This window comes from Pyrobaculum organotrophum (assembly GCF_055384425.1).
The window spans coordinates 1,057,270-1,071,277 of record NZ_AP042430.1; the positions used below are offsets into that span (position 1 = coordinate 1,057,270).

12 protein-coding genes, 2 tRNA genes and 1 pseudogene are annotated in these 14,008 nt (G+C 46.7%); 4 read left to right on the top strand and 11 right to left on the bottom strand.

The window, feature by feature from the left end; all coding sequences use genetic code 11:
- Positions 1-11 precede the first annotated feature (11 nt).
- From ACZ49R_RS06380 to ACZ49R_RS06395, 4 genes are all read right to left on the bottom strand, one after another.
- Positions 12-383, bottom strand: a complete 372-nt coding sequence (locus tag ACZ49R_RS06380; RefSeq protein WP_464732416.1) for a hypothetical protein — start codon at positions 381-383, stop codon at positions 12-14.
- 30 nt (positions 384-413) lie between these two features.
- Positions 414-1,343 (bottom strand): NAD-dependent malate dehydrogenase, encoded by a 930-nt coding sequence (gene mdh, locus ACZ49R_RS06385; protein ID WP_464732417.1) that lies wholly within the window; start codon positions 1,341-1,343, stop codon positions 414-416.
- Between the two features lie 69 nt (positions 1,344-1,412).
- Positions 1,413-2,759 carry an FAD-dependent oxidoreductase gene (locus tag ACZ49R_RS06390; RefSeq protein ID WP_464732418.1) on the bottom strand — a complete coding sequence of 449 codons (1,347 nt, stop codon included), beginning with the start codon at positions 2,757-2,759 and terminating at the stop codon, positions 1,413-1,415.
- A 26-nt stretch (positions 2,760-2,785) separates the two neighbouring features.
- A complete protein-coding gene (locus ACZ49R_RS06395) occupies positions 2,786-3,208 on the bottom strand; it encodes a thioredoxin family protein (RefSeq protein WP_464732419.1) in 423 nt (140 codons plus the stop codon).
- A 62-nt stretch (positions 3,209-3,270) separates the two neighbouring features.
- Between ACZ49R_RS06395 and ACZ49R_RS06400 the strand changes: the two genes are divergently transcribed.
- Positions 3,271-4,140, top strand: a complete 870-nt coding sequence (locus tag ACZ49R_RS06400; protein ID WP_464732420.1) for a UbiA-like polyprenyltransferase — start codon at positions 3,271-3,273, stop codon at positions 4,138-4,140.
- Between the two features lie 210 nt (positions 4,141-4,350).
- Here ACZ49R_RS06400 and ACZ49R_RS06405 read toward each other — a convergent pair whose 3' ends face one another.
- Together ACZ49R_RS06405 and ACZ49R_RS06410 are read right to left on the bottom strand one after the other, a co-directional pair.
- The gene (locus ACZ49R_RS06405; protein ID WP_011762362.1) at positions 4,351-4,941 is read right to left on the bottom strand and encodes a 50S ribosomal protein L6; all 591 of its coding nucleotides are present in this window, start codon (positions 4,939-4,941) and stop codon (positions 4,351-4,353) included.
- Between the two features lie 286 nt (positions 4,942-5,227).
- Positions 5,228-6,325, bottom strand: a pseudogene (locus ACZ49R_RS06410) (nuclease/transposase family protein).
- Between the two features lie 117 nt (positions 6,326-6,442).
- On the opposite strand from ACZ49R_RS06410, the gene ACZ49R_RS06415 reads away from it, so the two are divergent.
- The gene (locus tag ACZ49R_RS06415; RefSeq protein ID WP_464732421.1) at positions 6,443-6,823 is read left to right on the top strand and encodes a hypothetical protein; all 381 of its coding nucleotides are present in this window, start codon (positions 6,443-6,445) and stop codon (positions 6,821-6,823) included.
- Positions 6,824-6,952: 129 nt separating this feature from the next.
- On the opposite strand, the gene ACZ49R_RS06420 is transcribed toward ACZ49R_RS06415, so the two are convergent.
- Positions 6,953-7,075: transfer RNA gene (locus ACZ49R_RS06420), tRNA-Ile, on the bottom strand.
- A gap of 48 nt (positions 7,076-7,123) precedes the next feature.
- Between ACZ49R_RS06420 and ACZ49R_RS06425 the strand changes: the two genes are divergently transcribed.
- Positions 7,124-8,137: an ABC transporter permease gene (locus ACZ49R_RS06425; protein ID WP_464732422.1), complete on the top strand. Its 1,014-nt coding sequence runs from the start codon at positions 7,124-7,126 to the stop codon at positions 8,135-8,137.
- A complete protein-coding gene (locus tag ACZ49R_RS06430; protein WP_464732423.1) occupies positions 8,134-8,922 on the top strand; it encodes an ABC transporter permease in 789 nt (262 codons plus the stop codon). The genes ACZ49R_RS06425 and ACZ49R_RS06430 overlap by 4 nt, the downstream gene beginning before the upstream one ends.
- On the opposite strand, the gene ACZ49R_RS06435 is transcribed toward ACZ49R_RS06430, so the two are convergent.
- The 4 genes from ACZ49R_RS06435 to guaA form a co-directional block, all read right to left on the bottom strand.
- A complete protein-coding gene (locus ACZ49R_RS06435) occupies positions 8,919-10,556 on the bottom strand; it encodes an ABC transporter substrate-binding protein (RefSeq protein WP_464732424.1) in 1,638 nt (545 codons plus the stop codon). The genes ACZ49R_RS06430 and ACZ49R_RS06435 overlap by 4 nt on opposite strands.
- A gap of 55 nt (positions 10,557-10,611) precedes the next feature.
- Positions 10,612-10,699, bottom strand: a tRNA-Leu gene (locus ACZ49R_RS06440).
- A 253-nt stretch (positions 10,700-10,952) separates the two neighbouring features.
- The gene (locus ACZ49R_RS06445) at positions 10,953-12,341 is read right to left on the bottom strand and encodes a gamma-glutamyltransferase (RefSeq protein WP_464732425.1); all 1,389 of its coding nucleotides are present in this window, start codon (positions 12,339-12,341) and stop codon (positions 10,953-10,955) included.
- Between the two features lie 129 nt (positions 12,342-12,470).
- Entirely contained in the window at positions 12,471-13,988 is a 1,518-nt protein-coding gene (guaA, locus tag ACZ49R_RS06450; protein WP_464732426.1) for a glutamine-hydrolyzing GMP synthase, read from the bottom strand.
- Positions 13,989-14,008 lie beyond the last annotated feature (20 nt).

Below are 14,008 nucleotides of genomic sequence, written 5' to 3' on the forward strand. Positions count from 1 at the left end.
CACTATTTTTTCTAAGATTTTTTCTTTTTCGACTTCTTCTTGCTTTTCTTCTTTTTGGTAGTCTTCTTCTTGGGTTCTTTAGCAGAGGCAGTCTCAAGGAATTGAAAAACAGTGTCTAAAATTTCTCTATACTTCTCTATTTTATTCTTCACATAGTCTATATCTATAGAAGATTGTTGTTTCCAAGCGGTCAAGTCGAGAACAAACCCTACTCCATTAACGTATCTCCAAGGATCAAGCGTTTGCTCCCGCAACTCTCTAATGAGAGCCGGATTCGCTCTTTTCTCATATGGAATTACGGCAAACACATGTCCCAGCTCTACATCTTCCATTACTATCAATTTCCCTTTGCTACTAGTTATTTCCAGTAAAGCTTGAGCCATAGGAATTAGGAGAGAAAAGAGGTATAAAATTTACTGGAGATAATTTGACGGTATAGAGGCGATGAGTTTCCTTACCGCCTCTACGCTTTGCATAAACTTCTGTCTCTCCTCTGCTGAAAGCTCAATCTCTAGTACTTTTAGAACGCCGCTTCTCCCAAGTATCACTGGAACCTCTACTGGGACGTCGCGCACATCATACTCTCCCTGAAGCACAACCGAGGCTATAAGAGACCTCTTGGCGTCACGTTTTACAGCCTCTGCCATTAGCGCTAATCCAGCGCCCGGGCCCCAATTCGACGAGAAACCCCTTAGCTCTGTTATCCTGGCACCAGCCTTGACCGTTTCTTCCACAACCTCTTTCAATTGTTCCTCTGTCAATAGTCTGCTGAGCGGTATGCCATGTATAAAGCTCTTGCTTGGCACAGGGAACATACTCTCCCCATGTTGGCCCAAGACTATGGGGAGTATTGACGCAGGCGATACGCCAAGTTTTTTGGCGGCATAGTAGGCAAGGCGACCCGCGTCTAATACGCCACTAAAGCCAATTACCCTCTCTCTTGGAAAACCTGTGGATTTCCACATTACATATGTCATCGCGTCGAGCGGATTTGTTGTTAATATTATTACAGAGTCAGGCGCGTATCTCTTAATCTCTTTACCTATTTCACTAACTATCTTGGCGTTTGCCTCCAACAATTGTTCTCTTGTCATACCTGGTTTTCTCGGAAGCCCAGCTGTTACAATTACCAAGTCGCTACCCTCCATGTCTTTATATTCATTAGAACCAAAATACTCTACGTCGAGACCTAATATTGAACTCATGTGATTCATATCTAAAGCCTCTCCCTGAGGCAACCCTTTTATGATGTCTATTAGCAGAATCTTTGTGTCTATTTTAAGCAATCCCATTATAACTGCCGCCGCGGTGCCAACTCTGCCGCTTCCAATTATTGTAATCATGACTAAGGTAGCTTAGACTAGAATTAAAACATGTTTTTATCAAAAAGCTGGAAATCTGCTAGCCAAAAACTATAACTTTCCTCTGCTTAACACCCTTGCCGCTACGATTAATGGATGCCATACGGGAGCTACATCTGGCATATAGCCCAGATCGGAGAAGAATAAATCCTCAATTGTATACCTAGATTGAACAGCTAATGCGATGATGTCGGCATAGGATGCAACTATCTGGCTCTTGCCGACTATCTGTGCGCCAAGTATACTACCTGTAGATTCCTCAGCCACTAGCTTTATACTAACAGGCTCTCCTCCCGGCATATAATGAGCCTTAGTCCTAGCTTTTATCAACGTGCTTTGAACTTTATAGCCCAACTCTCTTGCCTCTCTCTCACTTAATCCAGTCCTGGCAATATAGAGACTGTAGAACTTAGTGACTGCAGTTCCAACGACACCAGGAAACTTTAACACACGCCCCTTGACAGAGTTTCCGCCAGCGACCTGGCCCTCTTTATTTGCGGTAGGCGCCAGTGGAATCCAAACTCTACGTCCGGTAACTCTATGCGTCTTTTCTGCTACGTCGCCAGCAGCATATATGTCAGGCACAGTCGTTTCCATGTATTCATTTACATAGACGGCTCCCGTCTCGCCTAATTTAGCTCCAGCCTTTACAGCAAGATCTACGTCTGGTCTTACGCCTACAGCAAGTATTACTTTGTCTACTTTATACTCACCTTTCTCAGTAATCACTTTACTAACGTGTCCCGCGCCAGAGAATTCTACAACTTTCTCTCCCAAGTGGAGTTCTACACCGCGATTTTTCATCTCATCTGCGACAATAGCCGCCATATCTGGATCGAGGGCTGTTGGGAGTACTTGGTTAAACATCTCAAAGAGAACTACCTTCTTTCCTAATTCGAGTAATATCTCAGCCATTTCAACACCTATGTATCCACCTCCCACAATTGCAACAGTATTTGCAGTCTCTAGTTGCGCCTTTAACTCTGGCACTTCGTCGGGGTGTCTCATAGTTAATATCCCCCTCAGTTCTACGCCGGGAATTTTAGGTATCAGAGGTTTTGCGCCTGTTGCTATCACTAGCTTATCCCAAGAAATCTTCTCAGTATTGTTCCCTCTTTCGACAACTACGACACGCTTATCTACATCTATCTCAGTAACAGTAGATCTTATTAAAACCCTGACGTTCCGCTCTTTTTCAAACTCCTCAGGTTTGTACGTCATCAGATCTTCGTGACTTTTAACAACTCCCCCTATGGCATAAGGCATTCCACAAGGTGCGTGAGTTATCATCGAGCCTCTCTCTATTAATATAATCTCAGCATTGGGATCTAGTCTTCTTGCTCTGGCAGCTGCAGAAGCTCCGGCAGCGCCGCCTCCGACTATAACTACTCTTACCATATGAATAGCGCGATACGACTTTAAAACTATTTACAACCGGCGTGGCTAAGTACACTTTCTACAAATGTCTTGAACTGCGGAGCCGTCATAAAGCCTGGTGCCACCTCTATGGGCTGTCCATTTAAAAAAGCCACAGTGGTCGGCGTCGCCATTATACCTAGTCGAATCGCTATATTATAGAACTCCTCTATATCTGCTTTTACAAAATTTGCATATTCACGATATTTCTCTCCTATATATCTAAAGATCGGGTCGAACATTTGACAATAGGGACATGTTTTGCCAAAAAACATGACAAAAGTTACTCTACACCCCATCACGGCGTTTTTAAATTGTGAAACATCAGACAAGACATGGCCAGGCGTATAGCTCACTAGGCAGCATTTCTGCGTTTTTCTGCTAGTTATCTCAACCGCTTTTTTCCATAGCAACCTATCTATCTCGTCCACACGCTATCTTTACTCCTGGCTTAAATATATTAATCTATTTTAATCCAGTAGTGTAGACAAAAGTGCTATTCGACCCCGAGGTTGTCGGCACAACAACAATAAGAATCCTCAGGTTTATACGAGTAGAACACACTATTTTTACCCTCCCCATGGCATATGCCGCGGCACTACTAGCAGGTGGAGTAATCGACTTTTGGAAAGCCGTATTTATAGGACTTGCTGTTTTTGGCCTTAGAACTGCTGGGATGGCTTGGAATAATATTGCAGACTACCCTATAGACAGGCTGAATCCTAGAACTCAAAGACGGATGCTTGTATCTGGTAAAATAAGCTTCAGAGAGGCCTATGGCGTCTTCCTCTTCGGCGTTGCCATTTTTATACTTTCAGCGATGGCGCTTGGAAAATGGCCTTTGACGCTTTCGTTGCCATATCTGGCTGTCGTCATGACGTATCCCTACGCAAAGAGGGTTCACTGTATTCCTCATTTACACCTAGGCTTAGTTTACGCATTAGTACCCCTGGGCGCGGCTATTGCGACATATCCAGACGATATACAAATAGCTTTAGCAAAAACACCATGGATATTAGTTGTAGCTTCGGCATTGTGGGTCGCCGGATTTGACGTCATGTATTCAAAGGGAGATTATGAATTTGATAAAAGACAAAGGCTGGGGAGTATACCGGCGTGTTTTGGATTAAAAGCTGCCGATATAGTAACTGCTCTCCTAATGTCCGCGTCTGCAACTTTGTATATTGTCAATTACATAAGCTACGGACTTAACATATGGGGGCTTGTTCTAACGTCGATAGGGGCTTTCTTGGAAATATACTCAGCAGTACTAGGCATAAGAGGAGACGTAGCACGCGGATTTAACTTAAACCTCGCCGTAGGCATCTTTATACCTTTTGGAATTTTCGTCGGGTACTACTAGCTTAAGCATTAAGTCTAGCTATAAAAATACAAAACTATTAACAAAACGAGACTTCCTCACTGTCCTAAAGGGCGAAGCTTGCTACATTTGCCAAAGGGCTTATTCCCTCTGCACCTCCGACTAACAGAATCTGCTAATTTAAGACTGTACATATTATGATGACATAAAGTGCAGAGACGAAGGCGCAGACAACACGTAAGCTCCAAAAATTTAACTTTTAATATGTTCATATCCAACGACGTAGATTCCGTCGACAATGCCTAAACCGCCTTCGCGGCCGTGTGGAGAGGGTCTCTCGTCTCCTCTCAACTCTACGGCCGACTGTATCGTAGCCGCAAATTGGCTAACAAGATCTTTATCTACGCCCTCTACTATTATATCCTCCTTGCCTTTTACTTCTACCTTTACACCACTGGGTATTGTAAGTACGATTTTTGACTTTCTTCCAAGGAAATTCTCAATTATTAGTTGATTTCCCTGCACTTTTACAAGCATAGGAAAGTGTGTGTATATAACCTTCAGCTTGTACCTCCAGCCCTTGGTGACTCCAAGAAACATATTTCTAAGAATGCCTTTGTAAGCGCCAAGGATGGCATACTCTTTTTTTCTAGCGTTAAATACTTCAAGCACTACCTTTCCATCTCTTAAATTCATAACCACCGGCGTATTTCTAAACTCCTTGGTAATTTCGCCAAGAGGCCCCTTCACTTTAACTACATAATCAAACGGCCCGATCTTCTCGACACTTACTTTAACATTTTGAGGAATCTCAACCTCCTCCACGCTATATACTACATGCATAAAGCCGATTTTTTGCTAAGTTTAAAAACTTAGAGACTTTGGTGAGCTCCCCTTTGCTTCACCGGCCTTCCCCGGGGGCTCGGGGCACGTGCCCGAGTCGCGCTGGACAACCCGGGGCGTGGGGGTCCGGCCGTGCCCGGGCGGACGGGCGCGTCAGACCGCAATAGCCGGCCGGTCCCCAGGGCCAGTTGGTTCATGGGCGAAAGGACTTACGAGGTGGTCGTCGGACGGAGGAAAAAGCTGGTTGTTTTGTCTTCTGTAGGATTTCTCAACAACGTCTCTTGGCCTATAACAGCGGAATCCGGTCCCTATGGCCAGTGCAGGCGGGGCGATGCGTGATGTAGCTTCTCTCTTCTGCCATTTTGGCGCCGCATTTCGGGCAGGCTGTGCTGTATAACCTCTAAATACGGCAGACCGTACCACAATGCCAACTCCATTAGTCTCCTCTTCAGTTGACCCAGTCCGTCTAGGAAGTACTTCTTTCCGCCACTCCAGTTGCTCTCCCTGAGCTCTCGGTAACTCTCGTTCTCGATCTTGTCAACCACGATCGCGGCGTCGTTTGCTCTAGCAAGTTCAATAATCTCTCTAGCGATCTGCGTCACAATGCCCCTATTTTCCTAAACCGCCTGGACTTGAGGTGGCGCGTCCTCTCCTCAAGCCGCCTCCTTCTGACGGGGCCCGTCTCCCTTGCAGCCCGCTCTTCCAACCTACTTATCTCCTCGTGAAGTCTCCCCCGACTCCCTAGTTACAGACGCGTCTGGAAGTCTCAACGTCTGTCTCAACTTCCCCTCCACGAGAAGGCCCACTATTATGCCATAGTCAAGACGGTTAATATCAACGGTAACTATTGCCTTGAGCTCCACCGGCGTCGCCTAACGGGCGAAGACAAGCGCAATATAGAGCTTTCCGTATGTTGATTCCTTCTTGCTCCTCTTCACCTCCACACCGAGGAAAGCGAGTTTCGACTTGGCGCCTTCTTCCAACCGCTTTCTGATCCAATGTTACCCTTCTTCAACTTGACGGCTTTGCCCACGTCTCTTTCGTCTTTGACTCTCAACTGGGCATTGAGCGGAACTGTCCGATGGAACACTACGTCGCACCAAAGGAATTTAGCCCACTCTGCGATATATCTCTTAAGTCCGTACTTGTGGAACGTCTCTTCAATAATCCCGTGCGCCAACTCCCGCCTGCCTAGCATGAGGAGTCTGTCCAACTCCTCTGCCGTGAGTCTCGGCTCCTCTTGCCCCGTTAACTCCTTTAGCAGTCTCTTTACATATTCCTCGACGGCTAAATACATACGCGTTACAGTGTCTAAGACGTCTGGCCTCTCCTCGACGAGATGCCATGGGATTTTGACCTTCAGCGCTCCGTATGTTTGGCTCATGGGCGCATATGGCGTGGGGGAGAAAAACTAGGTTGTCGGGAACAAGCCTACTCTCATGTCTCGGCGTCTCTCAAGGCGGCGGCCGCTTGTACGGCCTTGGGAAGTATCCAAGTGAGTATGTCCAGAGCCGCGGCAGAGATGGCCGATGTGGTCAACACCACGGCGAGCGCCCGGAAGACGGTCTTGGAGTGCGTCAGTGCTAAGGCAGTGTACCACACGACGGCCGTGACCCCCGCCACCGCGGCCAAGAACGCGGCCGACATTCGCATGTCGCAACCCCCGCCTGGAAAGAAAGGCAAGAGTGCAACACACTTGACTTTCAGCGCCGTCAAGACGAACCAGTACTTCGCAGACACCCCTTGGCTTGCGGTCGCATTCAACGTCGGCATTACAATGGCGATACTATACACAGGAAGGTGGGCCTATTCGGTGGAGGGGGTCGGCGTTGCTAGACACGTCGTGGCGGTCTTGGCCACCGTCGCTAAACTGCCGTGGTAAACAACGCACTCGTCCTTACCTGCGCCGTAAACACACCACTACTACCGCCCCAAGCCCTACTCCCACTGGCAATACCCATCGTGGCGTTGACAATAGACGCCGTGAGAAGGGTAAAAACAAATCCGTATTTGGTGGGCCCGCCGGGATTTGAACCCTATCCCAACCCCCCTCGGCGGGGGGTTGACGGGACCTCCCGGTCTCTGACCGGCCGGCTATCAGCCGGGCGCTCTAACCGGGCTAAGCCACGGGCCCTTTGATGCATACTCCCCAACTTATAAATTTTGTCTCTTTGAGAAACTCATGTCAAGTCTATTACGATATATCGCCTTTAGAACTCTTTTAGCGGTGCCGACTTTATTAATTCTACTTACTGTAGTGTTTTTTATACTAAGGGTCATACCGGGAAACCCTATAATAGCGATGGTCGGCATGAAAGCTCCACCAGAGTATGTAGAACAATTAATAAGAGAGGCAGGATTAGATAAACCAATCTATATACAATATTTTGAGTACTTATCACAAGTGTTTACAGGAAACTTAGGGAGAAGTTTAATATTTGGAAAAAGAGAAGTAGTTAATGAAATCATAGACAGATTGCCGGCGACTGTAGAATTAGCAATCTCGGCGTTTTTCGTAAGCATCGCGTTAGGCCATCTATTTGGATTTCTAGCGGTAAAATACGGCGGAAAATTTGACACGGCCACTAGGGTATATGCCATGGTAACATATGTGCTTTTTATACCTTTTATCGGCTTAGCGCTACAGCTTATATTCTCGGTGTGGCTTAATTTATTCCCCGTCGCCGGCCGTATAACGCCGGGTCTAGAGCCGCCGAAGATAACGGGTCTCTACCTATTGGATTCTCTCTTAGCAAGGAGACTAGACTCGTTTTTTGACGCTGTTTGGCATTTAGCACTACCCTCATTTACGCTAGGTCTGGTGTTATCTGGCGTCTTTGTACGTTTAATTAGAAACAATATGAAAAAGACTCTCGGAGAGGATTTTATATTTGCATATAGAGCTATGGGGTTTAAAGAGTGGAGCGTATTGTGGAAGGCGTATCGTGTAGCTATAGTCCCAACAGTCACAATGATGGGGTTACAACTGGCGCTTTTATTACAAGGCGCCATTTTGACAGAGACGACTTTTTCGTGGCCGGGTCTTGGCACTCTTCTTCTTGAGAGAATTCAATATCTCGACTATACTACGGTACAAGGCACAGTAGTTGTGTTTGTATTTATTGTTGTATTCATGAATATCTTAGTAGACATAATAAACGCATTACTGGACCCTAGGGTTAGGAAAGGCCTATGATGCTAAAAACCGGCGCCTTCCTAGTAGCTTTCGTCATTATATTCTCAGCACTCGCGCCGGTGGTGGCACCATACGACCCTACAAAAAAAGTCGCAGAGCCGCTGAGCCCGCCTAGTATAAAACACCCCTTTGGGACAGACAATTTAGGTCGTGATGTATTAAGCCGAGTTCTCTACGGAGGACAAGTAATCATAGGAGTATCGCTTTTAGCCACATTATTCTCTGCATCTATAGGATTTACTCTCGGCATGTTCTCAGGCTACGTCGGAGGTAAAACAGATAGGGTGTTAAACATGGTAATGGACAGCATGTACGCATTCCCCAGTCTGATACTTGCAATAGCTATCGCAAGCGTGCTGGGACCTAGTCCTTTAAACGCGGCATTGGCAATAGGCGTCGTCTATATACCCACGTACTTCAGAATGGCGAGAAACGAGACTTTAGTAGTCAAATCCAGTCTTTTCATAGAGGCTGCAGTTTCCCTGGGTATGCCACGACATAGGATAATTTTTAGACACGTACTGCCGAATCTCGTGCCTTCTCTAGTCGTCGTGGCGACTATAAACATAGCAGACGCCGCGCTTACAGAATCGGCGCTCGCCTTCTTTGGATATACTGTGACACCGCCAACACCTGACTGGGGTCTTGATCTTTCTAGTGCCAAATCCTATATAATAAACGGCTATTGGTGGCTACTTATTCCAGGCATATTTATAGTGTTAACTGCGTTGGGGTTTTCACTTTTGGGAGAAGGACTAGGGGAGAGACTGGGAAAAAAAGACTAGGCTATTTTTATTGCCCAATATCTCAAGATCATTGTCGGATCTACTACGACTTGTATATTTGGCTTCGTCGCTATAAACAGCTTGCCTTGTACAAGAGGGATTATGGGCACATCTTCCGCCAACAGTTGTTGTGCCTGTCTATATAACTGTTCTCTAACTGACCGACTTTCTTCAACAGAGGCTTTGGTGAGTATCTCGTCCATTTTTGGATTGCTATAGCCATTACCCAACCATTTGTTAGAGCCGCTTTTGAGAAACGGCGTTGTGTAATCGTCTGGATCCAGGTAGTCGGGATACCAACCCAGCAGAGATACCATCATAGCGCCGCTTCTAAGTTGCTGTACATATGTAGCCCACTCGGCCGACTTCACGGTAACAGAAACAAGCCCTGTGGCTTCCCACTGCTCTTTCAACATTGCTGCAAGATCCTTTTCGGTATCGCCGTAGTGTGTCGGCGTATACCAGAGCTCGATCGACAGTTTCTTGCTCTGGCTATACCCAGCCTGCTGTAGAAGGGATCTGGCTAGGCTTATGTTACAGTCCCCGTACCTCTCCTTAAAGACTGGGTAAGAACCCCACATTCCCTCTGGTATTAGAGTATAAAGCGGCGTAACAGCGCCGCGGAATACCGTCTGCACAATGTCTTTTCTACACACGGCGGCGGCCAGCGCTTGTCTTACTCTGACGTCCTTTAGCTCTGGCATATTGAGATTAAGCACTATGTAACGTATAAAAGAGCCAGGCACTTCGACGATTTTAAACTTGCCTGATGCCTTTAGCGCCTCAATATCAGGCGGATTAAGAGTCCTCCAGGCTATATCGACCTCGCCTCTTTCTAGGGCAAGTCTCAGCGTCGTAGCGTCTTTATAAAACTTTATGACAACTTTAGATATCTGCGGCTTAGGCCCATAGTAGTATGGATTTGCCTCTAGCACTATCTGTTGGTCTCTCACAAACGACTTTATACAGTAGGGCCCTGCGCCGCCTGCCGTCTGATCCGAGTCAATTCTATCGGGTGCATATTTTGGATGTACGGGGAAGTAAGGCGGCGTTGCTACAAGCGCTAGGAAGTAGGAGACAGGTGTCTTCAAGTAGAAGATCACTGTAGTTGCGTTGGGTGTCTCTACCTTTTCTACAAAATCTGTGACAAGCCAAGCAGGGTCCCCGTTTATCTTCATTACGCGCTCGATAGACCGCTTTACATCACTGGCAGTAAGCGGGGTACCGTCACAGAACTTAAGATTTGGCCTTAGTTTAAACACCCACACCTTGCCCCCCTCTAGCACCGTCCAATTCTCAGCTAGGTCGGGCTCTAGCTCTGTTGTTCCCGGTTTGTATCTGACGAGCCCCGCCATTGTGTTGTAGAAAATTTCCCATGTAAAGAAGTCGTAGGCGTTCGCTGGATCTAAGTCGGTGACTTTATCTGTCACTCCGATCGTAAGCGAAGTTGGTTGCGGCGTTGTAGAAGTGGGAGAAGACTTCGGCGTGGTGGGAATAGGAGTCTGCGTTGTAGTGGGACTTGAAGACTGTGGCAACGGACGGAGCGCAGGGGCTTGTTGTTGAGATAGGAATATTGCTATAACTGCCAACACGACAACTAAAACAACTATTCCTACAGCTAGAGACTTATTCATAACTATAAGAATGAGACTGTTAAAATATGTTAAGATCTATATAAGACTATAGAGGTGGTGCGGGGGGTGGGATTTGAACCCACGCAGGCCTACGCCACAGGGACCTCAACCCTGCCCCTTTGACCTGGCTCGGGCACCCCCGCGCTTCCTGCTATAGTATTTATGACGATTTAAATATTTTACACGACAACTACGTCTAACCGCAGGGACAACCCCCGCCACTAGTTCCTACAATTATCTTGTTTTCTGCCATAAGTTTAGACCAACAGTCTGGACATACTAGCGCGGGTCCTATACCCTTTATGTTAGCCTCTAAAAGTGGGGTGTCCTCCCTGCCACAGATTGCGCACCGATAGCCCATAGTTATTTCTTTGATCTTTGAAAATAAATTTTTCGCTATATCCCCAAGGCTAAGCCGTCGCCACGTATATCGGAGACTGCAACTAGTGTGCCGTTTTTTCTAGCCGCTAAAGCCGCTACGCCCATGCGGCTGGGGTATTTTACGATATGTACTCCAGGCCCCCCTTCCCAACCCTCCTCTGCTTGAACCTCGGCGCCACGCAACCAAATAAAACGGGGGGCCCATATGGCTTGGCGCGGATCCATTCCATACCATACTATACTGTGTATTAATTGTGTATAAATGGCAGGTCTATAATGACCGGCGCTTGCCCCGAGTGCATAAATCTCGCCCCCTCTCTCCATTACTACAGCCGAGAGGGTATGTGCAGGTCTTTTGTGAGGAGATGCACTGTTTAAACCATGTGTAAAATCGCTTGCCCTATTGTTAAATGCTATCCCCCATTTGGCATCTGTAAACCCTGCGCCAAAGGGATAGTAGAGAGATTGTATAGCAGAAACTACAAAGTCTCTATCCGCCGCCGCGAGATATGTAGTGCCTGGGGTGGGCTCTGGGACTTCGGCTTCGCCTAGCTCTATCTTGCCACTTAGTAAATCGTCAAGTGGTATATAGCCGTCGTGTAAATAGCGGTCGCGTGCCCAATGCGCTTTTCTCAACGCCGCAACAGTATTCTGAATCCTGGAATAGCTAAACGCCCCCTCGGCGCGTTTAGTCAACTTCACCGCAAGTAACACAGCAAAACCAAGAGAGGGGGGCGGCGCCTCATATATAGTCCAATCCCCCAACTCTATATACACGGGCTTTTTCACTTCGGCTTTAAATCTCGAGAAATCCTCTAGTTCAAAATAGTCATATAGTATGTCGTTAGCAATTTCGTCGTAAAAAGACAGTGGGTTCTCTCTAAGTTTGTTCCACAACTTTATTAACGGGTCTATACGATAAGGCGCGCCAGATAGTCGAGGTAAATTAAGATATATACGGCCACCAGGGTCTGCAACAAGTACGTCTTTATGTCTCTCTATTGCGTACGCTAGAGATGGGTGCAACGTCGCTTTTTCCATAGCATTAAGTGCTATGTCTACAACCTCCCTCCACTCTAAAACGCCGTGTCTCCTGTGGAATTCATAGAGACCAGCCACATAGCCCGGCACAGTAGCTGAGCGTAAACCCCTCCGCGGGGGTTTCTCTGGGATTCTCCTTGGAGCCCACCCCAGCCCCAATATAGCTTCTACATTACTGCCGCTATGTACAAGCGCCAGAAAATCTCCTCCAACACCGCCTAGATGTGGCAACGTATATGTTAATACTATAGAGGCACAAGTAATAGCATCTATAGCGTTGCCGCCAGCTTTATAAGTCTCGTAGCCCGCCCGCGTCGCTAGATAGCTCTCGCTGACAATTACGAAATCTGTACCTATGTACATACCCTCCCACCAGATTAAAGTTTTTAAATTTAGGCGAAGATTAAAAAGAACCCCCGGTTCCCCGCCCGCCAGATTTACGCCCGCGTGACGGGCGAGTATGAAGGCGGAGCCGGTAGGGCCGACCGCATATTAACAGGGTTCTATAGTTGACGGCGGTTTTGTAGTGACGGCATATGTAACCATAGTCACTTGGGGGATTTCGGAAGTTATACGTGTTGAGATTCTCTCTATGACTTCATAGGGTAAACGCGACCAATCTGCCGTCATCGCGTCTTCACTCTCTACAACCCTTATAGTTACAATATAACCGACAGTACGTCTATCACCCTTCACACCCACCCATTTGTCATCGCCAACTACTGCAAAAGCTTGCCACACCTTTCTCAAAATACCTCCTTTCTCCAACTCCTCTTCTATAATTTTAGTAGCCTTTCTCACAATTTCCAACTTCTCTCTGGTAAACGGCCCGATTATACGTACTGCTAAACCAGGGCCTGGAAATGGGTGTCTGTATACCACCTCATCTGGCAAGCCTAGGGCCCTTGCTAATTTTCTTACTTCATCTTTGTAGAACTCGCGAAGCGGCTCGATAAGTTTTAAGTTAAACCACCTTGGTAAACCGCCTACGTTATGATGACTCTTTATTTTATCTGCTCCCTTTACCGCTCCGCTTTCTATAACGTCAGGGTACAGAGTGCCTTGAGCTAAATATTTCACCTCTGGGAACTTGGATAAAGTCTCTGTAAATACTTCTGCAAATGTTTCCCCTATTATTCTACGTTTTTCTTCACAGTCAGAGACGCCCTCTAGCCGCTTTAGAAATCGCTCACGCGCATCAACGTAGTAAACTTTTATGCCAAGCGAATTTAATAGTTTCACAACTTGCTCAGGCTCTCCCTCTCTAAACAACCCATGGTCTATAAACACAGCCTTTGCCCTCTCTCCAACTGCCATATGTACAAGTACAGCAACTACAGTACTATCAACGCCACCGCTTACGCCGATAATTATATCGCCATCTTTTACCTCCTTTCTAATCTCCTCAATGAGTTTGCCTATCTGATCCTCTGGTTTCCACACATGCTTTATCCCGGCTATTTTCCTAGCAAAATTCTCCAACAATACACCGCCTTTTGGCGTATGGACAACCTCTGGGTGGAATTGTACACCGTAGATATAACCCTTCTTCATAGCAGCCACGTACCCATTCTCGCTTACTGCTAAAATGGTAAACCCTTCTGGAGGTTGCGCTACATAGTCGCTATGGCTCATCCAAACTATCTCTTCGCTCCCCCATGTGTCGAAAATATGGTCGTTTACCAACACCCTTACCAACGTCTTACCATATTCGCCCTTACCCCGCCTTACCAAACCCCCCAACTTTTTTGCAATCAATTGGTGTCCATAGCATATGCCAAGTATAGGCTTACCGATAGCAAATAACTCATCTGGTACGTCAGGCGCGCCTTCTTGATAAACAGAATTAGGGCCTCCAGAGAGAATTACTGCTTTTACATCTGGCGTTTTGGCTATTTCAACGGCGTCTTCAGGCGTAACAATCTCTGTATACACCCCCCTTTCTCTGAGACGTCTGGCAATTAAATGGGCATATTGCCCGCCGAAATTTACAACTACTATTCTCTCCACAAGGTAGTTAAATCATTTAG